This window comes from Nocardia sp. NPDC046763, from assembly GCF_040645495.1.
Lineage (GTDB): Bacteria > Actinomycetota > Actinomycetes > Mycobacteriales > Mycobacteriaceae > Nocardia.
This window is the reverse complement of record NZ_JBEYYI010000032.1, coordinates 24,228-47,610: the sequence shown is the minus strand read 5'-3', so window position 1 is coordinate 47,610 and position 23,383 is coordinate 24,228. Positions and strand designations below refer to the sequence as shown.

The following is a 23,383-nucleotide window of genomic DNA, read 5'->3' as shown; positions in this document are numbered from 1 at the left end:
TTCGATGATTCTCGATCCCAGCGGGCGGGGCCCCACGGCCCGGCAGCTCACGCTGGCCGGACTCGCCCTGATCGCCACCGTATCGCTGCTGCTGTATCTGCTGGCCATGCGCTACAACGGCCGCTTCGAGGACAACGTGGCGGTCACCGCCGAGCTCACCAGCACCGGCGACGGGCTGCCCGACCACGCCGACGTGAAGTTCCGCGGCATGGTCGTCGGCCGCGTCGAGGACGTGTCGGTGGTGGCCAGGGGCGAGCGGCAGCGGGCCGCGCTGGCGCTGAAACCACAAGTGGCGGGCACGATTCCGTCGACTGTGGCGGCGCGGGTGATTCCCGACAATCTGTTCGGGGTGACCGCCATCGAACTGGTCGACACCGCGCCCACCCGGGACACGCTCAGGGCAGGCGCGACCATTCCGGAGGACACCAGCAGCGCCACCGTGCAGTTGCAGACCACACTCAATGTGCTGCGCACCGTGCTGAACAACATTCAGCCCGAGAAGCTGGGGCGGGTGCTGTCCACGCTGTCAGCGGCACTGGACCCGTCGGCGCGCGTACCGGGTTCGACCGTCGAGCGCCTCGACCACTGGATCACCGAGGTGCGCAGCATCGAGGGCATCGGGGATCTGCTAGGCAATCTCGGTCGCGCGGCCAGCGCGCTGAGCGAGTCGGCCCCGGATCTGGTAGGGACACTGGCGAAGTCGGTGACCACCGCCCGCACCCTCACCGAGCAACGCGCGGCCCTGTTGGACCTGCTGACCAGCGGCGGCACCGCGGTGGACACGGTGAACGGACTCTTCGCCCGCAATCCCGACTCCGGCAAGTTCCTGGTCTCGGGCCTCGATCAGCTGTTCGGCAGTCTGGCCCAGGACCCGCAGGCGATTCCGACCGCCATCGCCAATCTCAACACCGCGCTGCAGCGGCTGCAGGGCACCTTCACCTTCGGCCCCAAGAAGCAGATGGTCTGGAAGATGGACGTGACCTTCACACCGTTCCAGCAGTACACGGCCGCGGACTGCCCGCACTACGGCGACCTCTCCGGACCTCGGTGTGGCGGCTCGACGGTGCCGGAAACCGCTCCGGCGCAGGAGTTTCCGCAGCAGCTGATGCCAAAGCGACTCGACGCCGCCGGACCGGCGCCCGTCGAGACCACCCAGCCCGCGGCGCCCGGCGCCCCCGCCGTTCCCGGTCTGCCGGCGATTCCCGGTCTGCCGGCGATCCCGGGTCTCACCGCACCGGCGTCGGCGACCGAGACGAATCCGGCCGCGGCCCAGCCCGCCGGGCTGCGCGGCACCGACGCCATCGCGGCCCTGGTCGGCGGCAAGCCCAATGCGGCGCAGGTCCTGCTGCTGACGCCCATCCTGGCCGGCGGATCGCTGGTTCCCGCCGAGACCGGAGGCGTCTCGTGAAATCCGGAAAAGCCTTGGCGGGCTTCAGCCTTTTCGCCGTGGTGGCCGTCATCCTGACCTACACCATGTGGTCGACGCTCCAGCGCTCGGTGCCCGGCCGCACGCACGACTACTCCGCGGTCTTCTCCGATGTCCTCGGGTTGCGGGTCGGCGACGACATCCGCATGGCGGGCGTGCGGGTCGGCCGGGTCGACGAGATCGAATTCACCGACGGCTACCGCGCCCGGGTGGACTTCCGCATCGAGGACGATCAGCACCCCACCACCTCGACCAAGGCGCTGGTGCGGTACCAGAACCTGATCGGGCAGCGCTATATCGCGCTCATGCCCGGCAAGGACGCCGGTACTCCGATGGCGCCGGGCGGGCAGATCCCGATCGAGCGGACCGAACCATCCTTCGATGTGTCGTCGCTGCTGTCCGGGTTCGAGCCGCTGTTCAGCGTGCTGCAGCCGGATCAGGTGAATTCGCTGTCGGAGACGCTGATCCAGGCGCTGCAGGGCAATGGCGTCTCGCTGAGCGCGCTGGTGACCCAGTCCGCGCAGCTGGCCGCCACGTTCGGTCAGCACGACGAGATTCTCGGACAGGTGATCGGCAATCTCAGCAGCGTCATCTCCGGTCTGGCCAATCGCAGCAATGAGCTGGAGACGCTGATCACCCAGGCGCGGGCGCTCACCGAGGCGCTGTACACGCAGGGCTCCACGCTGAAGTCGTCGGTGGAACGCGTTGCGACGGCGACGAATTCACTGGTGAACGTGCTCGCCCGGGTGAAGCCCGGCGCGGCCGAGGCGCAGACCGACGCCTCCGCCGGCGTGGCCCTGCTGCTGCTCAACGGCGCCTCGCTGGACAAGGCCGCGGTCGAGTTGCCCGACATGCTCAATGGCGTCGCACGATTCAGCAGCTACGGCGCGTACGGCAATGCCTACCTGTGCAGCCTCGACGTCTCGCTGTGGGGCGTGCTGCTCCCGCCCGGTCTGTTCAACCAGATCGGCGGCCAATCCCATTCGGAGGTGTGCCGATGAGGCGGCCACGCGTTCCGGCGCTGCGCCGGCCCTCGATCCGCTACCCGGGCTTCCTGCGCAACCGCTATCTGCGGCTGGGCCTGATCGCCTCGGGGTTCGTGGTGCTGCTGTTGGTCGGATCCACCCTGATCGAGCAGGCGCAGCTGGGCGACAAGACGATTCACGCCGAGTTCGCGCAGGCCGCCGGGCTGCGGCCGGGCGCGACGGTGGACGTGTCGGGCATCGAGGTCGGCCAGGTCAGCGCGGTGAAGCTGGACAACGGCAAGGTGCTGGTCGACATGCGGGTGCACCGCGACATCACGCTCGGGGACGAGGCGCGCGCGGCCATCAAGATGTCGACCATCCTGGGCCGGCTGCACGTGGACCTGACGCCCGGCGCGGGCCCCGCGCTGCGCGGCGACCGGATCAAGCTGGACCACACCGAGGTTCCGTACAACCTGGGCAAGGTCATCCAGGATCCGCAGTACAAGAACAGCTTCGAGCGGGTCGAGAAGCTGGATCCGCAGCAGCTGCGGCAGGCGCTGGACCTGGTCGATCAGCAGATGGGCAACTCCCCCGAGCTGACCGTGCAGGCCCTCGACAGTGTGGGCGCGCTCGCGAAGGTGATCAATGACCGCCGCGACGAGGTCGACACCCTGCTCGAGAGCATGGACACCGTCTCGCAGCTGACCGCCGACAACCAGAACAGCGTGCTGTTGCTGCTGACCCGCGGCGAGGCCATCGGCAATGCGGTGCAGCAGCGCCAGACGCTGCTGAAGCAGCTGCTCGACAATGTGGCGTCGCTGTCGAAGCTGTTGCAGCAGATGGGGTTGGAGAACAACAACCAGCTCGGCCCGCTCATCACCGACCTGAACACCATGTCGGAGGGCCTGGAGAAGAACAAGGGCAACCTGGACCGGCTGTACCAGATCATGCCGGTGACCTTGCGACAGTTCAACAATGTGCTCGGCGACGGGCCGTACGGAAATGTGTACGCGCCGTGGCTGTTCCCGGACAACTGGCTGTGCTTCGCGCAGGCCGTGCAGGGGTGCAAATGATGACACTTCGCAGACGAATGAAGCTGGCCGCGGCCTGCGGCGCGCTCCTGCTCGCCTCGGCGTGCGGCATGCTGCCCGATTCGGTGTCCTCGCTGTCGAAGGAGTATCTCGGCGGGCAGATGAAGGTCACCGCAGACTTCGAGAACGTGGCGGGCCTGTATGCGGGCAATGATGTCGCGGTGCTCGGGGTTCCGGTCGGCACCGTCGAAACCGTCACGCCCAAGGGCAGTTACGTCCAGGTCACCATGTCGCTGGACCGGAATGTCAGGATTCCCGCCGATGCCATTGCGGCACTGGTGAATCCGCAACTGATCACGAATCGTCACGTGGAGCTGGCCCCGGCGTACACCGGCGACGGACCCACCCTGACCGACGGCGCCTACATTCCTTTGCAGCGCACCAGGGTTCCGGTCGAACTGGATCGCATCCTGGCGACCTTCTCCCAGCTCGGCGAGGCGCTCGAGGGCGACAACACCACCGGCCCGATGGCCAGCCGGGTGCTGTTCCCACTGCTCAACGGCAATGGCGACAAGCTGCGCGAGACTCTCGACCAGCTGTCCGCGGCCTTCGAGGTGACCTTCGCCAACAAGGACCAGATCTCCAACACCATCATCAAACTCAATGACATCACCCAGGTCATCGCCTCCAACGACCAGACGGTGCGGGACTTCAGCGAGCGGCTCACCGAGCTGGTGAACCTCATGGGCGACCAGGCCCCCGGCATCGACGCGGTGCTACGGCAGCTCGACGACTTCGTCACCAATACCTCGACCCTGGTGGGACAGAACAGGGATCAGTTGGCCGGGGCGCTCACCCACTTCGTGGCCATCACCGATCAGATGCGCGCCAATGCCCGCGGCCTCACCGAGATCGTGGACGTCGGTCCGCTGCTGTTCCAGAACATCGCCAATGCCACCAGCAAGGAGGATCAGGCGCTGCGGCTGCACGGCCTGCTCGACAAGTCGCTGCTCGACGGCGAGATCCTGTCGACCTTCTGCGAGCGCATCCAGATGCGCCTCGATGGCTGCCGCACCGGCAAGGTCCAGGACTTCGGCCCCGACTTCGGCCTCACCGCCGCACTACTGGGAATCGCGAACCTGAAATGAGACTACGCACAACAGCTCTCGGCGGGCTGCTCACCGCCACCGCCCTGCTCGCCGGCTCCGGGTGTGCGGTCACGGTGGACACGCTCCCCATGCCCAAGCCCGGCCTCGGCGCACCCGGGTACACCATTCACGCGGCCTTCGCCGATGCGCTGAATCTGCCCGACCACGCGCACGTCAAGATCGGCGGCACCGATATCGGCGTGGTCACCAGGATCAAGACCACGAACTTCATCGCCGACGTGCAGATGCTCATACGCGACGACATCCGGCTCCCGAAGGGCACCACGGTCGAACTGCGGCAGGCGACCCCGCTCGGTGACATGTTCGTGGCCATGACGCTGCCCTCCGCGCAGGAGGCCGGGGATCCGCTGCGCGACGGCGACACCATCGGCACCGATCACACCGCGGCGGGCGCGTCCGTGGAACAGCTCATGATGTCGATCTCGCTGCTGCTCAACGGCGGCGGCATCAATCAGGCCGCCAAGATCACCGGCGAGATGAACTCCATGTTCGCGGGCCGGGCGCCGGAGCTGTCGCATCTGATCGCCGAGATGACCGCCGCCATCGGCGCGCTCAATGCCCGCACCGGCGATATCGACCAGGTGCTGGGCGGGATGAACGCGCTCTCGGGCGAATTGGCACGGCGCAAGGCGCAACTCGGCGCCGCCGCCGACACCTTTCCCGCGCTGATCGCCCTGCTGACCGAGAACAATCAGCAGATCGTGGACCTGCTGTCGAAGGTGGCCACCACCACCGACGCGCTCGGCGACTTCGCCGACACCAGCGGCGGGGATTTCGTGAGCCTGTTCAACAGCATTCAGGCGCTCATGTCCGGATTCGCGCAGAGCGATCAGCTGACCGGGGCGCTGGACGGGCTGCACACCATCTACCCGTCGCTCATGGCCAGCCTGCGCGGACCCGCGCTGGCGGTCGCGGCGACCGTGTCGTATCTGAGCGTCGGCGCGCTCACCGATCCCAGCGGCAGCCGCTGGCCCGAACTCGGCGACGCCGGGCAGTTCATCGGCAGCCTCGCGCAGGTGCTGGAGAAGGTGTTCGGCCGGCTCACCAGCCCGCCCCGGCAGCCGGACGCGCAGCCCGGCCCGTCGCAACAGGGAGGGGATCGATGAATCCGCCACTGTGGCACTGGGTGGTGCGGCACCGCATCGCCATCGCGAATATCGGGCTCATCGTGGTGCTGGTGCTCGGGTCGGGCTATATCGGCGGGTATGTGCTGCGGTTCGATCCGATTCCGCACACCTACTCGGTGACCGTCGAACTGGCGTCCTCGGGGGGACTGCTGCCCGGCAACGATGTCACCTTCCGGGGCAGCCGGATCGGCAAGGTCACCGACGTGCACGTCGCCGGGGACGGGGTGGCCGCGGTCGCCGAGATCGACGACAGCGCACATATTCCCATCGGCGGCACCGTCGCGGTGGGACGGCTGTCGGCGGCCGGCGAGCAGTATCTGGACTTCCGGCCCGACTCCGATACCGGGCCGTATCTGCGCGACGGGGCAGTGGTCGAGCGGGCGCGCACCAGTGTGCCGGTGCCGATCCAGTCGGTGTTCACCAATCTCAGCGACCTGATCGGCGGCATGAACCCGGACCGGCTCGATGTCATCATCGACGAGCTGGACAAGGCGCTCACCGGCGGCCCGGATCGCCTGCGCAACATGATCTCCGGCATCAGCCGGGCCATGAACGGACTCGACGACCTGCTCCCCCAGACCCGCCAGCTCATCGAGAATCTCGAGGTCATCGCGGGCACCACCCAGTACGCCCAGCCCGACCTGGGCACGCTGACCAAGGCGGGCAGCGTGCTGTTCGACCAGTTCGCCTCCGCCGACCAGGAATTGCGGACACTGCTCCAGCAGGGGCCCGGCCGGCTGGCCACCCTCAACGGGTTCATCACCGAAACCCAGGACCCCATCACCAATCTGGTGACGAACTTCGTGGCCGTCACCAAGGCCGCCAAACTGCGCGCGCCGGCCATCGCCGCGCTCTTCCCGGCGCTGCGAGTGGGCACGGAGGCGCTCGGAGTGCCCGCGCACGACGGCGCCTACAACACCCTGGTCGATCCCTGGCCCCGGCCCAGCTGCGACTACGACACCATCCCGGTGGTACCGACCGATGTCCAGGCCGATACCCGGGTCCGGCTCTACAACTACTGCGTCACCTCGAATCCGGCACTGCAGATCCGCGGCTCGGCCGACGCGCCACGGCCCGACGTACCCGACAACGGCGTTTCCGAACCGTCGGGGGCCACCGGCAACGAAATGTCCCAGCCCGTCCCCCGATAGGAGAATCCCATGAGCGAGAACATGATTCAGCAGGATAGGACTGCGGAGGCGGACCGGGCGAGCGTCGAGACCGGCGAAATGAGCACCGACGCCGCGCAAACGTGCAGTGCGACCATCGAACCGGACACCGACGTCAGCGATGCCGCAGACAAGGCCGCCGTAGCAGCGGAACAGGCGGGGCCTGCGCAGACCGAGGCGGCAGAGCAGTCGAGCGGCGCTCCGAAAACTGCTGCGCGCGTGAAGGAGTCGCGGCTGCGGCGGGTATCCGTACCCGCACCGGGTAAGCGCGGCCGCATCGTGGCCCGGGCCGCGGTCGTGCTCGCGTTCGCGGGGGCGATCGGCTCGAGCATCGTCTTCCACCAGCAGGACGCGCACCACCGGGAACTGCTCACCGCCCAGGAGCAGGCCCGCGCCGCGGCCTGCAAGTATGCGCCGGTGCTGGCCACCTATGACGCCAAGAATCTCGACGCCTACTTCACTTCCGTCCTGGATGGCGCGGCCGGCGACTGGCGCAAGCAATTCGATTCCACCAGCAAGGATCTGCGAGACGTGCTCACCCAGGGCCAGGTGGTGTCCAAGGCCACCGATGTGCAGTGCGCGGTCCGCACTGCCGACCGCGATTCCGCCGAGGCCATCGTGGTGATCGGGCAGACCATCACCAGCCTCGGCACCCAGGGCAAACCCGCGCCCGGGCAGCTGTCCATGGTCATGCGGCTGGAGCGGTCCGGCGACCGGTGGCTGGTGAACAAGGTGAATTCGCCGCTGGCACAGCAGCCGCAGTCGTGAACCGCGCCACCACGCCCGCCTCCGACCCGGGAGCGCGGGCGGTGCGACGACGCCCCAAGAACCGGCGAGCCCAGATCGCCGCGGTGTCGGCGGCCGAGTTCGCCGCCCTCGGGTATCACCGGGTGAGCATGGAGGACATCGCGGCCCGGCTCGGGATCACCTCCACCGCGCTGTACCGGCACTACCCGAGCAAGTACGCGTTGTTCGCCAGCGAACTGTTACGGCTGGGCGCACTGACCGTCTCCGCGGTGCGCCTGCCGGAGGAGGCCGCGGCCTGGCCCGCCCGGCGACGGCTCGGGCACGCGATCGACGGGATCATCGCGGGCACCATCGCCAACCGGACCACGGTCGGGCTCGCGCGCTGGGAGTTCCGCTACCTCGACGACGCCGACAAGCGCACGGTGGACGGGCAATTCGCGACCGCTCTCGCCGCCCTGGGCGGTCTGATGGGTGAGGTGCGGCCCGAACTGTCCGACCACGAGCGGCGGGTCCGGGCGGTGGGCGTCTTCAGCACGGCGAGCGGCCTGGGCGATCACCGCATCACCGTCGGCGCGAAAGCCACGGCCGCCCTGCTGAATTCGGCCTGCTGGGCGCTGGTCGAGGCCGATCTGCCCGCGCCCGGGCTCCCGGCGGCCGCGCCGCGCGCGATGGAGGTGCCGCCAACCCTCGAGCATGAACTGCTCCTGCATCGGGCGGTCCGGCTGTTCTACGAACGCGGCTACCCGAATGTCAGTGTCGAGGACATCGCCACCGCCGCGGGCCTGCCCTCGCCTTCGGCGGTGTACCGCTACTACCGCGGCAAGGGCGACCTGCTCAATGCCGTGTTCCGACAGGCCGCCGACCGCATGTCGGCGGTCATCGGCCCGACCCTGGCCGAATCCTCCGGTCCCGCCGACGCACTGACCAAACTCGTCGATATGTACGTGGCCGGGGCGTTCGACGAACGCGAGCTGATCTTCGTCTACTTCGCCGAATTCGGCCACGTCCCCGACGATGAACGCGCGACATTGCGTGTCGTGCAACGCCTCGTCGTCGCCGAATGGGCGACCCTGCTGGCCAGGGTCCGCCCCGAGCTCACCCCCGCCGCGGGGCACATCCTTGTCCACGCCGCCCTCGGGCTGGTCGTCGACTACGGCCGGGTCTTCGGCGACGACGAGCGAATCTACCCGCGCCAGTGGGTGATCCGACTGATGGAGTCCGTCCTCTTCGGCCGCGTCGCACCCTGACATCGCCTCGATCCACCCAGTAGTCGTCATGATCGGCCGGGCCGTCGGAGATCACCCGGCTTGGACGGCGGCTCGATCGTGCCAGGCGGCCTTTGCCCCGCTGTCCCCGATGCGATAGACCTGCACCACGGATCCGACCGCCACGGCGAGAGCCGCCACCGCGACAATGACCGCGACCGCCCGGCGACCCGAGACAGCATCGACCCGAGGAACTCGCCGCCGCAGGAGGTCCCGCGCGCGTTCACTGTGTATCGCCCACCACACGGTGGCGAACACGAACGTCGCCGCCGACCACGCGAGCAGATCGTCACCGAGGTGAGTATGGATCCGCACCAGCGGATCTCGCGACGTGTGGTGCTCGAGCCATTCCCCGGAGTGAGTGGTCAGCGGCACGAACACCAGGGTGACGAAGGCGACCACCGGCAGCAGCACGCCGATCCGCCGCCGCGCCGCGGGCCACGCGACGGCGAGCGCAACCAGCAATGCCGTCAGCGGCACCAGCACCACCACAGCGTGAACGAGCAGGACATGGGCAGGCAGCCCATTGATGGTATTGGGTCCCATGGTGATCGGTAACTCTCCTGTCCGAGCGTCGGTCTGCGGCCCGCGCAGCCTACGAGCCGATGCTCAAGAAATAGCCGATCATCGCTGAGAAAACGCTGTGACCGGGTAGGAGGGCTCACGCGGAGGGGCTGAGCGGACCCATCGGGGCGGCGATCACCAGGCCGAGATCGCCGTCGTAGCGGCGGTAGAGCAGGCGGCCGCGGTCGTCGTCGGCGTCGGTGAAGAAGAGGAAGGGTAGGCCGTGGCCGCACAGGCGGAGGGCGGCGGCCGACTCGGTGAGGATGCGGGTCGGGTGGGGGTTCATGGTCAGCGGGAGGTGCTCGAAATCGCGGGGCGGGCATAGGCGGCGCTGGCGAGCCATCCGGACGCCCAGGGGTCCGGCCCAATACACGATGGCGTCCTCGCCGGTGTCGAGGTCGGTGAAGAGGTGGGCGTCGTAATCCAGAGCGTCCATGGTCGCGACGGCGGTCGCCGGGTCGCACCGGTGTGGCACGCAGTGCTTGCGGCGGACGATGGGGCGTTCCTCGCCGATGGTGACCAGTGGCGCGCGGGCGGGGTCGGGCGCCCAGCGCGGGGGTGCCTGCGCCAGTTGGCGATTCAGCGAGCAGTCGAGGCGTTCGGCGGCGAGGCGGAGGGCGCGAGTGCCGGGGCCGTCGATCTGGCAGCGCACCGGAGTCCCGGCGATGCACAGGTCGATCTGCGCGACCGATGCGCCGGCGGCGCCTGCGCCGCGAGTGAGCCGCACATTCGCGCTGCCGGCCAGGCCGTGGCGGCGCAACACCTCCGTGATCTCAGCGCGAGCCCGGTGCACTTCCTGCGCGGAGATCGTGCCGTCCACGATCACCTCGACGACCGGTCCCGGCATGGTGGCGACCTCGTTCGCATGCACGCTGCACGACCTCCTGGTGGTGATCGACCCTGATGTCGACGCGTCCATGTCAGCACCGGTCACTGCGGCGCAAACAGGGCCGAAGGTCCCGGGATCGGGTGGCGAGGCGCACCTTTCGGTGGGTTCCCGATTTCGAGATCGAAGTCCCGGTCCGGTGGGGACTTTCGGCTCTGTCGCCACACGGGGCGGCACGGAACGGTGGGCGATGGCCGCACGGCCCCCACTCATCGGACAGGAAGGCGGACAGTACTCGTGGCGCGTGAGTTGACCCAGCGTGAGATTCTCGTCGAACTGGAGCCGGTCGCCGGGCAGGCGCTGGACCGGCATCTATCGGTGTTCAAGGATTGGCACCCGCACGATTACGTGCCCTGGGACGACGGCCGCAATTACGCGCAGCTCGGCGGAATCGATTGGGATCCCGAACAATCCCGGCTCTCCGAGGTGGCGAAGGCCGCGCTCATCACCAATCTGCTCACCGAGGACAACCTGCCCTCCTATCACCGCGAGATCGCCGAGAACTTCTCCCGCGACGGGGCGTGGGGCACGTGGGTGGGCCGCTGGACAGCGGAGGAGAACCGGCACAGCGTGGTCCTGCGCGACTATCTCGTGGTCACCCGCGGCGTCGATCCGGTCGCGCTGGAGAACGACCGGATGACCCACATGACCAATGGTTTCGCCGCGCCGATCGATCCGGGCACCGCGGCCGCGCACGCCGGTTTCCTCTACTCGGTGGCCTACGTCAGCTTTCAGGAGCTGGCCACCCGGATCAGCCACCGCAATACCGCCGAGGTCTGCGCGGACCCGGTTGCCGACCGCATCATGCAGCGGCTGGCCCTGGACGAGAACCTGCACATGATCTTCTATCGCACCCTGTGCGGCGCCGCCCTGGACCTCGTGCCAGACCAGGCCATGACGGCCATCGACCTGATCGTCGAGAACTTCCGTATGCCCGGCACCGGCATGCCCAACTTCCGCCGCCACGGCGTTCTCATGGCCAAGCACGGGATCTACGATCTGCGCCAGCACTACGAGGACGTGCTGATGCCGGTGCTGCGGCACTGGAATGTCTTCGGCCGCACCGACTTCGGACCGCAGGGCGAACAGGCGAGGGCGCGGCTGGCGTGCTACCTCGAGAACCTGAACCAGGTGCAGATTCCGCGTTTCGAGGAGCAGCGCGACCGCTCCCTCGCCCGTGAGCGCGCCCGCGTCTGAGCGGACGGGTCAGACCGGGGTGACGATCTGGATCAGATTCCCGCAGGTGTCGTCGAATACGGCGGTGGTGACGGGTCCCGCTTCCAGCGGCTGTTGCGTGAACGTCACCCCGAGGCCGCTGAGCCGCACGAATTCGGCCTGTACATCCTTCACCTGGAACGAGGCTGCTGGAATGCCGTCGCCGACGAGGGCGTCCTTGTATGGCCTGACCGCCGGATGCCCATCCGGCTCGAGCAGCAGCTCCGCACCCTCCGGGTCCTCGGGCGACACCACGGTCAGCCAGCGGGCCCCCGAGCCCAGTGGCACATCATGCTTCTCGGTGAAACCCAACACCCCGGTATAGAAGTCGAGCGCTTTCTGCTGGTCGTCGACGAACACGCTGGTGATGTAAATCCGCACGGCCCTTACCCTTTCCTGTGCACCGGCCACCGCTCCAGAACGGCGGCCAGCGGCGTCGTATCGAGGTAGTGGAACTAGTACCTGCCCTGCTTCTGCGTCTCGATCAGCCCGGCCTCCTCCACCCAGTTGCCGGTCGGAGCGCCCCACGCTCGGGTAGCCGAACGGGTTTCACACTAGCGCGGGCCGCCCGAGGGTTATCACCGGTGCGGGCGTCAGTCGGCCGCGTGGACGACCATGACCGGGCACTGAGCGTGCTGCACCAGCGAATGCGCGGTCGAGCCGAGCAGCATGCCCAGGAATCCGCCGCGGCCGCGATTGCCGACCACGACCAACTGCGCGTGCTTCGACCACTCCTGCAGGTATGCCGCCGGGGCGGAGAAGTGGACGCGGCGGACCACGGTCACGTCCGGGTACTTCTCCTGCCACCCGGCGAGCCGCTCGGCCAGGACCGACTCCTCGACGGCTTCGACGTCGTCGAGCATCGGAGTTGGATGATCGCCGGCGAACACCCCAGCGCTCCAGTCACTCCAGACGTGCACGGCCACCAGGTCCGCGCCCCGCTCGGACGCCTCGGCGAACGCGGCGGCGATGGCGGGCTCGCTCACCGGGCCGCAATCGATGCCGACCACCACCGGACCGGAATCACGAACGGTGTTGTCCGCCTCGGGATCCGGGCGCACCACGAATACATTGCCCGCCGCGTGCGAGGTGACCGACAGCAGCGTCGAGCCCAGATGTGCGAAGGTTCCGGCGGTCCCGGTCGCGCCGAGCACGACGGCGTAGGCGCGGGCGCTGAAGTCGATCAGCAATCCCGCGGCGGAATCGTTGAACAGGTGCGCCGTCACCTCCAGACCGGGGTGCGCGGCCCGCGCGGTTTCGACCGCATGCCGAACCACCGCCCGGCCCTTGGCCTGTGCGGTATCGATCACCTCGGGTGTCACCACCGCGTACGGGCCCACCACGGCACTGGTACCCACCAGGTCCAGCCCGTGGACGACCTGCAGCGTGCGGCCCCGACGCGCCGCGAGGTCGGCCGCCCAGTGCAGCGCGATGTCCGATCCCGGCGACCCGTCCACGCCGACAACCACTCCCGCGGAGACCAGTCGGTGCGGATCGTCGAATTCCTGCTCAGTCATTGCCATCTCCCGGCGGTGCGGTTACCGGGCGGCGGATCGCCGCCCACCCTCACGGTATGAATCACCGGGGTGCCGGCACTGCGGCCGATGGTCATGGGACCCGAGGCCCAAAGACCGCCCCGCCGCGGGCCCATGGTCGCGGGAGGCGATCGGCGGCTACCTGCCGGCGGTCTCGTGCTCGCCGTCGCACCACTGCTCGGCGGGGACGGCGACCTTGACCTGGTCGATGTGCTCGCCGCAGCCGGCCCAGGTGATCTTGCCGCAGTCGCAGGGGGTCGGTTGACACATGATGGTGGTCCTCTCGGGATCGGTCGGGTCGGACGGCGTCGCCGGATCGGCACACCATCCGAGACGCGGCAGCGTGGATGGTATCCGCAGGGTCGCTCACCGGAGCGGCTCGGCCCCGATCGATCCCCGCTCGACCAGCCGGATACCGGTCACCAGCGTCGGCTCGATGGCCACGATGGTGTCCATGACCCCGTCCACCCACGGGCGCACCAGAGCGTCGTAGCGGGCTACGCGGTCCGGGTCGGTAATGGTCCGCGCGAGGCCGGTCACCACGACCGACCAGCCCAATCGGGTCACCCGATCGATATCGTCGGCCTCGTAGGCGACCACCACGTCGGAGGCGGCCCGCACGGTCGAGGTCAGTCGCGACGTCAGCCGGGTCCGCACCACGAGGGTCTCTCCGTCGAGGATGTGATTCACCGGCCGGATGGCGGGCAGCGCGTCGCGGGTGAAGACCACCCGGCCGAACGGGACACTGGCCAGCAGGCGCATCGACTCGGCCCGGGAGAGGTTCACCACGCTGCGCGCGGCCTCCTCGACCATGCTCCGCGCGGCCTCCTCGGCCCGGAAACGGTTCATGCCGTCGTCTCCCGTCATGGTTCATCGATTCGATGGGCATTCGATCTCCATATGACCATTGAATTCTCCTGCCCGGCAGGGCCTAAGGTCCTCGACGAGATTCCTGGTCCCCGGCGGCACTGCGCTTCTGCCTCGGTCGCGGGGACATTCGCCTCTGTGGCGTACCCGGCCCCGAGCCGGAGTCTGAAGGGACACCCGTCGAACAGGAGGCACGTGATGAACTATCGAATCGGTCTGTGCAAGACGGCGCCGCAGACCGTTGTGCAGGTTCCTCTCGAGATCCCGCCCGATCGACTCGGCGACGCCATTGTCGCGGGCGTCGAGCGCTTGGCGGAGGTGGCCGACCGTGCCGGTCTGACGGCTTCCGGCGCACCCACCATTACGTTTCATCACGAGTCGTCTGCCGGGGATTCCATCAAGGTCGATTTCGGATTGCCCATCGAGCCCGCGCCCAATCTCGGGCCCGCGTCCGGGGCGGAGCTGGTGGTGCTGCCGCCGACACTGGTCGCGCGCACCTGCCACCGGGGCGACTACGGCGGATTGGACGCCGCCTATCGCGCGCTGGGCGAGTGGGTACGGGAGGCGGGCTGCACACCGATCGGGCCGCCGACCGAGGCATATCTGGTCGGCCCCGACGAGGTCAGCGATCCGCGGCAGTTGATCACCGAAATCCGGGTCCCGGTCGCACCCGCACCCGCGATCGCCGTACATCTCGACGGCAACCTCACCGACGCCGCCGCCCGGACCCGAGAGGCATTGCACCGGCAGGGGTTCGGCGTCGTCGCCGAGATCGATATGCAGGCGATACTGCGGGAGAAGGCAGGTGAACACATCGGGGACCACCTGATTCTCGAGGTGTGCCATCCGCGACTGGCCGCGCGAGCGCTGGAGGCCGACCAGCGCGCCGGTCTGCTGCTGCCCACCCGGATCGTGCTGCGCGAGGACGAGACCGGAGTGCTGATCGAGGCGGCCGATCCCGAGGTTCAGGTGCGCACGCTCGCGCAACCCGCACTCAGCGGTATTGCCGCCGAAGCACGCCGGCTGCTCGGTGCGGCGCTGGCCGTGCTCCACCACCCGGCCGCGGTGGCGGGATGAGTTGATCCGGGCCCCGGCATCTGCGGCTCCGGAGGCGGCATCCGGCACAGCGCCAATACACTGTGGGCGAGCGAAAGCTCGGATTCGCCCGCAACAGCCCCAGGATGCCTTCAGATGACTTCCCCCTCCGATGCCGAGCCCTCGGTGCGAAGCACGTTGTCGCAGTTGCGACTGCGCGAACTGCTGACCGAGGTCAAGGATCGGGTCGATCAGATCATCGACGCGCGCGACCGGATGGACGGACTCGTCGAGGCCATGCTGTCGGTGACCGCCGGGCTGGATCTCGACCAGACACTGCGCACCATCGTGCGCACCGCCATCAGCCTGGTCGACGCCCGCTACGGCGCACTCGGCGTGCGCGGCGCGGACGCGAACCTCACCCAGTTCGTGCACGAGGGCATCGATGACGAGACCGCCGATGCCATCGGCGATCTCCCGGCCGGGCGCGGTGTGCTGGGGGTGCTGTTCCAACAGCCCGAGCCGATCCGGCTCGACGACATCGCCAGTCATCCTGCGTCGGTAGGGTTTCCGGCCAACCACCCGCCCATGCACACCTTCCTCGGGGTGCCGGTGCGGATCCGGGACGAGATTTTCGGCAACCTGTATCTGACCGAGAAGAAGAACGGGCTGCCCTTCAACGAGGACGACGAGGTGATCGTCCAGGCGCTGGCCGCGGCGGCCGGCATCGCCATCGACAATGCGCGGCTGTACGAATCGGCCCGCGCCCGGCAGGCGTGGATCGAGGCCACCCGCGACACCGCCACCGCGTTCCTGGCCGGGACCGCCGCCGACGAGGTGCTCGCGCACGTGGTCGAGCATGTCCGCACGCTGACCCAGGCCGAACGCGCGTGGCTGGCCATCGAGGACGATCCGGATATTCCGGCGGAGGAGACCAGGGAGCTGCGGATCGCGCGCTGGGCTGGGCCCGGCGCCGGGCCCAGCAGCCTGGCCGTCCGGACCACCGGCACCACGATCGGCCGGGCGATCGCCGAGGGCACGCCGCTGAGCTTCGACGACGCGAGCGATATCGATCTCGGCAAGCCGATCGCAGACCCCGGCCCGACGCTGATCCTCCCGCTGCACGCCCAGGGCGCCACCTTCGGCGTGCTGGTCATCGTCCGACCGATCTCCGCTCCCCCGTTCTCGGCCGAAACCCTGGAATTGGCAACGGCCTTCACCGAGCAGGCGGCGCTGGCCATCCAGCTGGCCGAGGCCCAGCAGCGTGTGCGCGAACTCGACATTCTCAGCGACCGCGACCGCATCGCGCGCGACCTGCACGACCACGTGATCCAGCGCCTGTTCGCCGCGGGACTGAGCCTGCAGGGCACCGTCGCCCGCACCCGCGCCCCCGAAATCCGGCAGCGCCTGTCGGATGTGGTCAACGACCTCCAGGACGTGGTGCAGGAGATCCGCACCTCGATCTTCGACCTGCACGGCACCAACGGCCAATCCCCGGGCCTACGTCAACGCCTCGAACAGGTCATCGCCCAGCACACCACCGACATCGGCCTGCGCACCTCCCTGCGCGCCTCCGGCCCCCTCTCCGTCGTGGCCCCCGTGCTGGCCGACCACGCCGAAGCCGTTGTCCGGGAAGCGGTTTCCAACGCCGTCCGGCACGCCAACGCCCACTCCCTCTCCGTCACCCTCGACGTGGCCGACGACCTCACCATCACCGTCTCCGACGACGGCACCGGCATCCCCGACAACATCACCCCCAGCGGCCTCTCCAACCTCGCCCGCCGAGCCCAGGAACTGGGCGGCACCTTCACCATCCTCCCCAACCCCGACGACACCGGCACCCGCCTCCGCTGGTCGGCCCCGCTCCACTGACCCCGAAACCTACCGATCCCCGGTATCCCGGAAGCTGAGCCACCGTGTGCTCAGCTTCTGCCAGATCGTCTGGTATTCATCGAAAATAGCGCGGATGCGGTCGTTATCCAGTTCGTCCGGGGCAGTGGCAGCGACATAGAACTCGAGTTCGTCACCGATACGGTGGAAGCGATACGAAGCCTCCTCCATCACCACCCACAGTTGCCGCCACGCGAAGAACGGCTCCAACGCTGTCAGCGCGGTCACCACTGCGGCCAGAGCGAAAGCCGTTCCCGCCCAAGTCGGATCCAGGCGCCGCAACCCGAGGATGATCGTCGAAGTCGCCGAGAACACCAAGAGCGTCACGCGCAACGCCGCGGAACGCCACCTGAACCCTCGCTTGCGCCGTCGAGTGTAGGCATTGGCGGCGGAAATCTGCGCGCGAACATAGGTCGCCAGCTCCAATTGCGTTAGCCCAGAAGGCAAGTCACTCACGCGTCGACTGTAGGCGATCCGGTCGACTACTCCTGTGCGCATTCGTGGGCGAGCTGATCATGAGCGCCGGCCAGGGAGGCAACACCTACAACACCGCCACCACCGGCGATCACGATGGCAACGCGGTAGCCCTCGGATTGAACTGACCGTCAGCGCCCGGATTCGGAAGCGATCCGAAGCCAGGCGACCGCAGTCGGGACACCTCGCTCGGGACGGCAGGTGTGAGGCACGTCGCGACATATACCCCAGGGGGTATGCTACCGTGGGTCCATACCCCATGGGGTATCCGCGACGCGGCCGGTCCGACGATGCCGCGCTTCGCCGAAGCAGCCGAAGGAGTAGCCATGTCCGCACCGACCGATGTCATCCACGCCTCGCCGCACGGCAAGGCCGTCCTGAGCGAGTTGTCTCCGCTGCACCGAGAGCTGCGGCGTGCGATCCCCGAGGTGTACAAGGGTTTCGGCGAGCTGAGCAAGGCGGCCTTCGCGCCGGGCGCGCTGGATCGCAAGACCAAGGAGTTGATCGCGCTGGCCATCGGTGTGGTCGAAGGCTGCGACGGCTGCATCGCCTCGCACGGTCAGGCCGCGGCGCGCGCCGGTGCGACCAAGCAGGAGGCCGCCGAGGCCATCGGCGTCACCTTCCTCATGCACGGCGGCCCCGCCACCATTCACGGCGCCCGCGCCTACGAGGCGTTCTGCGAATTCGCCGACGCCGTCGAATCCGGCGACTCCCCCGCCTGACCACCCCGGAGGAACCACCCATGTGCCATCCCGCCCGATGCCGGACCTGCGGCAAGACCACCTGGTCCGGCTGCGGAGCCCACGTCGCCCAGGTCCGCGCCACCGTTCCGGCGAACCAGTGGTGCGCGGGCCATCAGGACACCGACCGCGACAGCTGGTTTCGGCGAATCCTCAACCGCTGATCCACCGCAGACAGCTCAACGCGTCATCGGGACAGTGCCACATGGCGGCGCTCGAAAACCACCGCCACGTCGCCGACACCGTCGACCGTCACGATGACGCCACGAGCCCGGTAATGGGCCGCGATGGACGGAATAGCGACTCAACCAAGGCCTTCACTTCACGACCGGGCCCGATTCCCACCCGCACGGCCTCCCGGAGCAATTCCCCGGTCGAGATGTGCGGCAACCCGAGATGGGCGCTCAGCAGCCAGGCCCGCATACCCTTCCCAGAACCTTTGGGCCCCAGCAGAACCGAGCGCATCGCGTCCAATCCCCCTGCCGAATCCGATACGGCGAGTTCACCGGCAGCCGTCACGCCAACCCCGCACGAGCCGCGAATCCGCGGTCGGCAGGTGAGCGTCCGACGACCCCTCAGAAACTTCAACTTTGTAGTAAACATCACTTCCAATAGCTTCAAGTTTGAATCTATTGTGGAGCCATGGGAGAGCAGAGCGAACCGCACTGGCTGGATGCCGACGAGCAGCAGATCTGGCATGCCTTCGCCTATCTGCTGATCCGGCTGCCCGCCGCACTGGACACCCAGATCCAGCGGGATGCCGATATCAGCCATTTCGACTACCTGGTGCTGTCGGCGCTGTCCTCGGATTCCGAGGGCGCGTTGCGGATGAGCCGGCTCTCGCACTTCACGGGCGGTTCGCTGTCGCGGCTGTCCAATGTGGTGGCCAAGATGGAGAAGCGGGGCTGGGTGCGGCGTGAACCGGATCCGGACGACGGCCGCGCCACGCGCGCGGTCCTCACCCGGGACGGGTGGGCCAAGGTCGTCGCCAGCGCGCCCGCGCATGTCGACGAGGTGCGCCGCCTCGTCTTCGATGCCCTGACCAAGTCCCAGCAGCGGCAGCTCGGCGTCATCTCCGAGCGCCTCCTGGCCGCCATCGACCCCGAGCGTTCCTGACTCGGCGGCCGTTCCCACCGATCATCGAGGAGTACCCGTATGCCCACCATCGCCCTCGTCGGAGCCGGACCCGGCCTCGGACTGTCCATCGCGAAAGTCTTCGGCGGCAATGGATTCGACGTCGCACTGATCGCCCGCAACAAGGATTCGCTCGACGACCTGGTCGCTGAGCTGGCCGAATCCGGCATCACCGCAGCCGGATTCGCCGCCGGCACCGGTGACCACGCCGCTCTCACCGCCGCCCTGACCGACGCCGCGGCGCGTTTCGGCGCCATCGACGTCCTGGAGTTCTCGCCGCACGCCGGCCTGGTCCTGGTCGAGCCGAAGGACGTCACCATCGACAACCTGCGTCCGCAGGTCGACCAGTACCTCTACGGCGCGGTCGCCGCCACCCAGGCGGTACTGCCCGCCATGCTCGCCGCGGGCGCGGGCACGCTGCTGTTCACCACCGGCGGCGGCGCGATCTCACCGTATCCGCAGCTGGCCACCCTGAACATCGCCCAGTCGGGACTGCGCAACTGGGCGCTCAACCTGCACAACTCGCTCGCCGGCACCGGCGTCTACGCCGCGAACACCGCGATCAATCTCATGATCGCGGCGACCGCCCCCGATGGGATTCCCCACCTCTCCCCCGACGAGATCGCGAAGACCTACTGGACCCTCTACACCGAACGGAAAAGGGCCGAACAGGTCATCGCCTGACGGCGACGTGTCGCGGTCAGCCCACGACCGGCCGCGGGCTGGGCTGGAGTGCCTGCGGCAGAGCGGATTTGATGGGATCGCGGGTCGTGGCGATCAGGGCGGAGGCCCTCAGGCGCGGTCCCGATCCGCTCCGGGTTGCGGTGCGAAATAGGTGTCCAGCGCGTGCCGCAGCCACCGTTCCCGCGAGCGGAAGGCCCGCTTGCTCACCTCGGCGCGCGGGACGAGACGGTCGAAGCCGTGCCAGCAGCCGGGGTAGATCTCGAAGTCCACCGGTACGCCGCAGGATCGCAGTGCGTCCACGTAGGCGACCGTCTCGTCCCGGAACGGCTCGATGCCCCCGACGTAGGTGAAGGTCGGCGGCAGCCCACGCAGATCACCGGCCCGCGCGGGCGCGGCATACACCGGAACCCGCTGCGTCCCATACAGATTCCGCAGATACAGCTGCCACGCCGAGGTCAGCGTGTCCGAATCCAGCAGGGGTGCGTCATTGTCGCCGGCCGATTCGGTGGACTGCCGGTCGTCGATCATGGGGTAGATCGGCATCTGGAAGGCGATGTTCACCTCTTCCCGGTCGCGCGCCAGCAGAGCGAGCGCGGCGGTCAGTCCCCCGCCCGCGCTCTCCCCCGCGACCGCCAGCTGATCCTCGCGGATGCCGAGCCGGATCGCGTTGTCGCGCATCCAGATCAAAGCCGCGTAGCAGTCGTCGAGCGCCGCGGGGTACGGGTGGGCGACGCTGAGCCGATAGTCGGGCGCGACGACCACGCATCCGGTCCGCTCGGCCAGGAGCCGGTAGATCCGCAGATCCTGTTCCGGTCGCCCGAGGAAGTATCCGCCGCCGTGCAGCCACAGCAGTCCGGCCGCCGCGGTGGTGGGCCCGAGCGGTGAATAGACGACCACCCGCAGCCGTGTTCCGTCGCCGCGATCGATTCCGAACTCCCCGACCCGCAGGGTCTTCGGGCGCCGAGCCCGCGCGAGCCACAGCAGTCCGTCGATCACGCCGCTGATGACCCGCAAACGCCTTTCACTGTGCCGAGACCCCATGCGCCGCAACCACACACCGGTCGTACGCAGCTGGCCGTCCATCATCGCGTCGCTGATCTGCATGCCGGCCCTCTCGCAGGTGCAGCGACGCTATCACAGACTTGGAAGCCAATACGGACACTAGTCCAGGTTTGCGGGCACCCGTATCATCTGGACACATGTCCGAACTCGCATCCACCGGTATCGAGGCAACTCGGCGACGTCTCACCGAGAAGCAGGCCGACACCGTTGACCGCCTCACCACGGCGGCAGTCGCGGTGTTGTCCCGGGAAGGCTTCTCCGGCACGACGATTCGGCTGGTCGCTGCGGCCGCGGGAGTCGGCACCGCCACCGCCTACACATACTTCTCGTCCAAGGAGCACCTGATCTCGGAGGTGTTCTGGCGGCGACTGGTCGCGGCCCCGAAACTGGACACCGGCGCACAGGACCCGGCGACCCGGGTGGTCGCCGTGCTGCGTCAGGTATCCCTGCTGGTGGCCAATGACCCGGTCCTCGCCGGTGCGGTCAGCAACGCACTGCTGGGCGATGACCCCGATGTCCGGCATCTGCGGGTGCGCATCGGCCGGGAGATCCGCGGCCGGCTCACCGAGGCGCTGGGATCCGATGACCCCGAACGGGTTTCGATGCTGGAGCTGCTCTACGCGGGCGCACTGCTCCAGGCCGGGATGGGCCTGCTCTCCTACGAGCAGGTCGCCGATCTCCTGGAAGCGTCCGCACGGCGACTGCTGACAGATCCCGCAGCCGACTGATCGACGGGCGGCGAACCGTCACACCGCGATCCCGATGAATACCACGAGCCCCGCCGGTCGCCGACCGCGACGAGGGGGCTCGCCACCTCCGCGCGCAGCCGATGACCAAGCGGCCCTTGGCCATCGGCCCGCGCGCACGCCGCAGCAGCATGCGTCCGTCGATCCGATTCAACGTCCGAAGCCGTCGGCAGACCTTGTCGCACGCCACTAACCGTAGTACCGTCCGGACACATGTCCATCACGTGTCTGGACGGATATTCCTGGAAGGATTTCCAATGACGTTGGCCAAGCCGCAGCGAGTCTCCGGAGGCGAGGACGAGCACGGACACCTGGAGGAGTTCCGCACCGATCCCATCGCGCTGATGCGGCGGGTGCGCACCGAATGCGGCAATGTCGGCGCCTTCGACCTCGCGGGCCGCGATGTGATCCTGCTGTCGGGAGCCGAGGCCAACGAGTTCTTCTTCCGCGCCAGCGACGAGGACCTCGATCAGGGTGCGGCCTACCCGTTCATGAAGCCGATCTTCGGCGAGGGCGTGGTCTTCGACGCACCGCCCGAACGCCGCAAGGAGATGCTGCACAATTCGGCGCTGCGCGCCGACCACATGCGCGGGCACGCGGCCACCATCGCCCGCGAGGTGGATCGGATGCTGGCCGGCTGGTCCGATGAGGGCGAGATCGATCTGCTCGAGTTCTTCGCCGAGCTGACCATCTACACATCCTCCGCCTGCCTGATCGGCCGCAAGTTCCGTGACCAGCTGGACTCCCGGTTCGCGCATCTCTATCACGAACTCGAGCAGGGCACCGACGCGCTGGCCTACGTCGATCCCTACGCGCCGATCGAGAGTTTCCGCCGCCGCGACGCGGCCCGGGTCGCGCTGGTCGAGCTCGTGCAGGCGATCATGGATCAGCGCGAGGTGAATCCGCCCACCGGCCAGGACGATCGCGACATGCTCGATGTCCTGATCTCGGTCAAGGACGAGAACGGCGTCTCGCGCTTCTCGGCCAGCGAGATCACCGGCATCTTCATCTCCATGATGTTCGCCGGGCACCACACCACCTCCGGCACCGCGGCCTGGACCATCATCGAACTGCTGCGCCACCCCGACACGCTGGCCACGGCGGTCACCGAGCTCGACGAGCTGTACGCCGACGGGGCGGAGGTGAGTCACCATGCGCTGCGCCAGATTCCGAATCTGGAGGCCGCGCTCAAGGAGGCGCTGCGCCTGCACCCGCCGCTGATCATCCTCATGCGTATCGCACGCGCCCGGTTCGAGGTGTGCGGGCAACGGATCGAGGCGGGCGACATGGTGGCCGCCACGCCGGCCATCTCCAACCGGATACCGGAGGACTTCCCGGACCCCGACACCTTCGACCCGGGGCGCTATCTGGATCCGCGGCAGGAGGATCTGGTCAATCGCTGGACCTGGATTCCCTTCGGCGCGGGCCGTCACCGCTGTGTGGGCGCGCCGTTCGCGCTCATGCAGCTCAAGGCGATCTTCTCGATCCTGTTGCGGGACTGGGAATTCGAGCTGGCGCAGCCGTCGGGTACCTACCGCAACGACCACTCCAAGATGGTGGTGCAGTTGCAGCAGCCGTGCCGCGTCCGCTACCGGCGCCGCCGCCGCTGAGTCCGTCCCGGTCCACACCGATGTCGGCCCGTCAGGAGGCAG

The 23,383-nt window shown here is 68.3% G+C and carries 25 protein-coding genes; 16 read left to right on the top strand and 9 right to left on the bottom strand.

Annotated features, from left to right (window positions below; translation table 11 throughout):
- Positions 1-4: 4 nt before the first annotated feature.
- From ABZ909_RS36540 to ABZ909_RS36505, 8 genes are read left to right on the top strand one after another with little or no spacing between them, the layout of a single operon-like run.
- Positions 5-1,408, top strand: a complete 1,404-nt coding sequence (locus ABZ909_RS36540) for an MCE family protein (protein ID WP_357009361.1) — start codon at positions 5-7, stop codon at positions 1,406-1,408.
- Complete coding sequence (locus tag ABZ909_RS36535; RefSeq protein WP_357009358.1) at positions 1,405-2,427, top strand: MlaD family protein; 1,023 nt, start codon at positions 1,405-1,407, stop codon at positions 2,425-2,427. The genes ABZ909_RS36540 and ABZ909_RS36535 overlap by 4 nt, the downstream gene beginning before the upstream one ends.
- Positions 2,424-3,464 (top strand): MCE family protein, encoded by a 1,041-nt coding sequence (locus tag ABZ909_RS36530; protein ID WP_357009355.1) that lies wholly within the window; start codon positions 2,424-2,426, stop codon positions 3,462-3,464. Before ABZ909_RS36535 ends, ABZ909_RS36530 begins: the two co-directional genes overlap by 4 nt.
- A complete protein-coding gene (locus ABZ909_RS36525) occupies positions 3,464-4,570 on the top strand; it encodes an MCE family protein (RefSeq protein WP_357009352.1) in 1,107 nt (368 codons plus the stop codon). The genes ABZ909_RS36530 and ABZ909_RS36525 overlap by 1 nt, the downstream gene beginning before the upstream one ends.
- A complete protein-coding gene (locus tag ABZ909_RS36520) occupies positions 4,567-5,697 on the top strand; it encodes an MCE family protein (protein ID WP_357009349.1) in 1,131 nt (376 codons plus the stop codon). Before ABZ909_RS36525 ends, ABZ909_RS36520 begins: the two co-directional genes overlap by 4 nt.
- Entirely contained in the window at positions 5,694-6,869 is a 1,176-nt protein-coding gene (locus tag ABZ909_RS36515; protein WP_357009346.1) for an MlaD family protein, read from the top strand. The genes ABZ909_RS36520 and ABZ909_RS36515 overlap by 4 nt, the downstream gene beginning before the upstream one ends.
- Before the next feature lie 9 nt (positions 6,870-6,878).
- Positions 6,879-7,655 (top strand): hypothetical protein, encoded by a 777-nt coding sequence (locus tag ABZ909_RS36510; RefSeq protein ID WP_357009343.1) that lies wholly within the window; start codon positions 6,879-6,881, stop codon positions 7,653-7,655.
- Complete coding sequence (locus ABZ909_RS36505; RefSeq protein ID WP_357009340.1) at positions 7,652-8,881, top strand: helix-turn-helix domain-containing protein; 1,230 nt, start codon at positions 7,652-7,654, stop codon at positions 8,879-8,881. The genes ABZ909_RS36510 and ABZ909_RS36505 overlap by 4 nt, the downstream gene beginning before the upstream one ends.
- A 51-nt stretch (positions 8,882-8,932) precedes the next feature.
- On the opposite strand, the gene ABZ909_RS36500 is transcribed toward ABZ909_RS36505, so the two are convergent.
- Positions 8,933-9,445, bottom strand: coding sequence for a DUF2231 domain-containing protein (locus ABZ909_RS36500; RefSeq protein WP_357009338.1), 513 nt, complete (start codon positions 9,443-9,445; stop codon positions 8,933-8,935).
- 115 nt (positions 9,446-9,560) lie between these two features.
- Complete coding sequence (locus ABZ909_RS36495) at positions 9,561-10,334, bottom strand: sigma 54 modulation/S30EA ribosomal C-terminal domain-containing protein (RefSeq protein WP_357009335.1); 774 nt, start codon at positions 10,332-10,334, stop codon at positions 9,561-9,563.
- Positions 10,335-10,586: 252 nt separating this feature from the next.
- On the opposite strand from ABZ909_RS36495, the gene ABZ909_RS36490 reads away from it, so the two are divergent.
- The gene (locus ABZ909_RS36490; RefSeq protein ID WP_357009332.1) at positions 10,587-11,546 is read left to right on the top strand and encodes an acyl-ACP desaturase; all 960 of its coding nucleotides are present in this window, start codon (positions 10,587-10,589) and stop codon (positions 11,544-11,546) included.
- Between the two features lie 9 nt (positions 11,547-11,555).
- Here ABZ909_RS36490 and ABZ909_RS36485 read toward each other — a convergent pair whose 3' ends face one another.
- From ABZ909_RS36485 to ABZ909_RS36470, 4 genes are all read right to left on the bottom strand, one after another.
- Entirely contained in the window at positions 11,556-11,945 is a 390-nt protein-coding gene (locus ABZ909_RS36485; RefSeq protein ID WP_357009330.1) for a VOC family protein, read from the bottom strand.
- Between the two features lie 212 nt (positions 11,946-12,157).
- Positions 12,158-13,081 (bottom strand): universal stress protein, encoded by a 924-nt coding sequence (locus tag ABZ909_RS36480; RefSeq protein WP_357009328.1) that lies wholly within the window; start codon positions 13,079-13,081, stop codon positions 12,158-12,160.
- A gap of 156 nt (positions 13,082-13,237) precedes the next feature.
- The gene (locus tag ABZ909_RS36475; protein WP_357009325.1) at positions 13,238-13,369 is read right to left on the bottom strand and encodes a hypothetical protein; all 132 of its coding nucleotides are present in this window, start codon (positions 13,367-13,369) and stop codon (positions 13,238-13,240) included.
- A gap of 96 nt (positions 13,370-13,465) precedes the next feature.
- Positions 13,466-13,912, bottom strand: a complete 447-nt coding sequence (locus ABZ909_RS36470) for a pyridoxamine 5'-phosphate oxidase family protein (protein WP_357009524.1) — start codon at positions 13,910-13,912, stop codon at positions 13,466-13,468.
- A 252-nt stretch (positions 13,913-14,164) separates the two neighbouring features.
- Between ABZ909_RS36470 and ABZ909_RS36465 the strand changes: the two genes are divergently transcribed.
- Together ABZ909_RS36465 and ABZ909_RS36460 are read left to right on the top strand one after the other, a co-directional pair.
- A complete protein-coding gene (locus ABZ909_RS36465; RefSeq protein WP_357009321.1) occupies positions 14,165-15,043 on the top strand; it encodes a DUF302 domain-containing protein in 879 nt (292 codons plus the stop codon).
- Between the two features lie 114 nt (positions 15,044-15,157).
- A complete protein-coding gene (locus tag ABZ909_RS36460; RefSeq protein ID WP_357009318.1) occupies positions 15,158-16,873 on the top strand; it encodes a GAF domain-containing protein in 1,716 nt (571 codons plus the stop codon).
- Positions 16,874-16,882: 9 nt separating this feature from the next.
- On the opposite strand, the gene ABZ909_RS36455 is transcribed toward ABZ909_RS36460, so the two are convergent.
- Positions 16,883-17,347 carry an SLATT domain-containing protein gene (locus tag ABZ909_RS36455; protein WP_357009315.1) on the bottom strand — a complete coding sequence of 155 codons (465 nt, stop codon included), beginning with the start codon at positions 17,345-17,347 and terminating at the stop codon, positions 16,883-16,885.
- Positions 17,348-17,691: 344 nt separating this feature from the next.
- Here ABZ909_RS36455 and ABZ909_RS36450 point away from each other — a divergent pair, with 344 nt between their 5' ends.
- Complete coding sequence (locus tag ABZ909_RS36450; RefSeq protein WP_357009313.1) at positions 17,692-18,087, top strand: carboxymuconolactone decarboxylase family protein; 396 nt, start codon at positions 17,692-17,694, stop codon at positions 18,085-18,087.
- A 270-nt stretch (positions 18,088-18,357) separates the two neighbouring features.
- Here the strand turns inward: ABZ909_RS36450 and ABZ909_RS36445 are convergent, their stop codons facing one another.
- Complete coding sequence (locus ABZ909_RS36445) at positions 18,358-18,570, bottom strand: nucleoside monophosphate kinase (RefSeq protein ID WP_357009521.1); 213 nt, start codon at positions 18,568-18,570, stop codon at positions 18,358-18,360.
- Positions 18,571-18,747: 177 nt separating this feature from the next.
- On the opposite strand from ABZ909_RS36445, the gene ABZ909_RS36440 reads away from it, so the two are divergent.
- Together ABZ909_RS36440 and ABZ909_RS36435 are read left to right on the top strand one after the other, a co-directional pair.
- The gene (locus tag ABZ909_RS36440) at positions 18,748-19,221 is read left to right on the top strand and encodes a MarR family transcriptional regulator (RefSeq protein WP_357009310.1); all 474 of its coding nucleotides are present in this window, start codon (positions 18,748-18,750) and stop codon (positions 19,219-19,221) included.
- Between the two features lie 39 nt (positions 19,222-19,260).
- Positions 19,261-19,923, top strand: coding sequence for an SDR family NAD(P)-dependent oxidoreductase (locus ABZ909_RS36435; RefSeq protein ID WP_357009307.1), 663 nt, complete (start codon positions 19,261-19,263; stop codon positions 19,921-19,923).
- 108 nt (positions 19,924-20,031) lie between these two features.
- Here ABZ909_RS36435 and ABZ909_RS36430 read toward each other — a convergent pair whose 3' ends face one another.
- Entirely contained in the window at positions 20,032-21,027 is a 996-nt protein-coding gene (locus ABZ909_RS36430; RefSeq protein ID WP_357009304.1) for an alpha/beta hydrolase, read from the bottom strand.
- Between the two features lie 95 nt (positions 21,028-21,122).
- Between ABZ909_RS36430 and ABZ909_RS36425 the strand changes: the two genes are divergently transcribed.
- The gene (locus tag ABZ909_RS36425; protein ID WP_357009301.1) at positions 21,123-21,713 is read left to right on the top strand and encodes a TetR family transcriptional regulator; all 591 of its coding nucleotides are present in this window, start codon (positions 21,123-21,125) and stop codon (positions 21,711-21,713) included.
- 275 nt (positions 21,714-21,988) lie between these two features.
- The gene (locus ABZ909_RS36420) at positions 21,989-23,341 is read left to right on the top strand and encodes a cytochrome P450 (protein WP_357009298.1); all 1,353 of its coding nucleotides are present in this window, start codon (positions 21,989-21,991) and stop codon (positions 23,339-23,341) included.
- The last annotated feature ends 42 nt before the right edge of the window (positions 23,342-23,383 follow it).

Bases quoted from the DNA above. Each gene is read 5' to 3' on its own strand.
- ABZ909_RS36540 (WP_357009361.1), top strand. From the start codon at position 5: ATGATTCTCGATCCCAGCGGGCGGGGCCCCACGGCCCGGCAGCTCACG.
- ABZ909_RS36530 (WP_357009355.1), top strand. From the start codon at position 2,424: ATGAGGCGGCCACGCGTTCCGGCGCTGCGCCGGCCCTCGATCCGCTAC.
- ABZ909_RS36525 (WP_357009352.1), top strand. From the start codon at position 3,464: ATGACACTTCGCAGACGAATGAAGCTGGCCGCGGCCTGCGGCGCGCTC.
- ABZ909_RS36520 (WP_357009349.1), top strand. From the start codon at position 4,567: ATGAGACTACGCACAACAGCTCTCGGCGGGCTGCTCACCGCCACCGCC.
- ABZ909_RS36515 (WP_357009346.1), top strand. From the start codon at position 5,694: ATGAATCCGCCACTGTGGCACTGGGTGGTGCGGCACCGCATCGCCATC.
- ABZ909_RS36510 (WP_357009343.1), top strand. From the start codon at position 6,879: ATGAGCGAGAACATGATTCAGCAGGATAGGACTGCGGAGGCGGACCGG.
- ABZ909_RS36500 (WP_357009338.1), bottom strand. From the start codon at position 9,445: ATGGGACCCAATACCATCAATGGGCTGCCTGCCCATGTCCTGCTCGTT.
- ABZ909_RS36480 (WP_357009328.1), bottom strand. From the start codon at position 13,081: ATGACTGAGCAGGAATTCGACGATCCGCACCGACTGGTCTCCGCGGGA.
- ABZ909_RS36475 (WP_357009325.1), bottom strand. From the start codon at position 13,369: ATGTGTCAACCGACCCCCTGCGACTGCGGCAAGATCACCTGGGCCGGC.
- ABZ909_RS36470 (WP_357009524.1), bottom strand. From the start codon at position 13,912: ATGGTCGAGGAGGCCGCGCGCAGCGTGGTGAACCTCTCCCGGGCCGAG.
- ABZ909_RS36465 (WP_357009321.1), top strand. From the start codon at position 14,165: ATGAACTATCGAATCGGTCTGTGCAAGACGGCGCCGCAGACCGTTGTG.
- ABZ909_RS36460 (WP_357009318.1), top strand. From the start codon at position 15,158: ATGACTTCCCCCTCCGATGCCGAGCCCTCGGTGCGAAGCACGTTGTCG.
- ABZ909_RS36450 (WP_357009313.1), top strand. From the start codon at position 17,692: ATGTCCGCACCGACCGATGTCATCCACGCCTCGCCGCACGGCAAGGCC.
- ABZ909_RS36445 (WP_357009521.1), bottom strand. From the start codon at position 18,570: ATGCGCTCGGTTCTGCTGGGGCCCAAAGGTTCTGGGAAGGGTATGCGG.
- ABZ909_RS36440 (WP_357009310.1), top strand. From the start codon at position 18,748: ATGGGAGAGCAGAGCGAACCGCACTGGCTGGATGCCGACGAGCAGCAG.
- ABZ909_RS36435 (WP_357009307.1), top strand. From the start codon at position 19,261: ATGCCCACCATCGCCCTCGTCGGAGCCGGACCCGGCCTCGGACTGTCC.
- ABZ909_RS36430 (WP_357009304.1), bottom strand. From the start codon at position 21,027: ATGCAGATCAGCGACGCGATGATGGACGGCCAGCTGCGTACGACCGGT.
- ABZ909_RS36425 (WP_357009301.1), top strand. From the start codon at position 21,123: ATGTCCGAACTCGCATCCACCGGTATCGAGGCAACTCGGCGACGTCTC.
- ABZ909_RS36420 (WP_357009298.1), top strand. From the start codon at position 21,989: ATGACGTTGGCCAAGCCGCAGCGAGTCTCCGGAGGCGAGGACGAGCAC.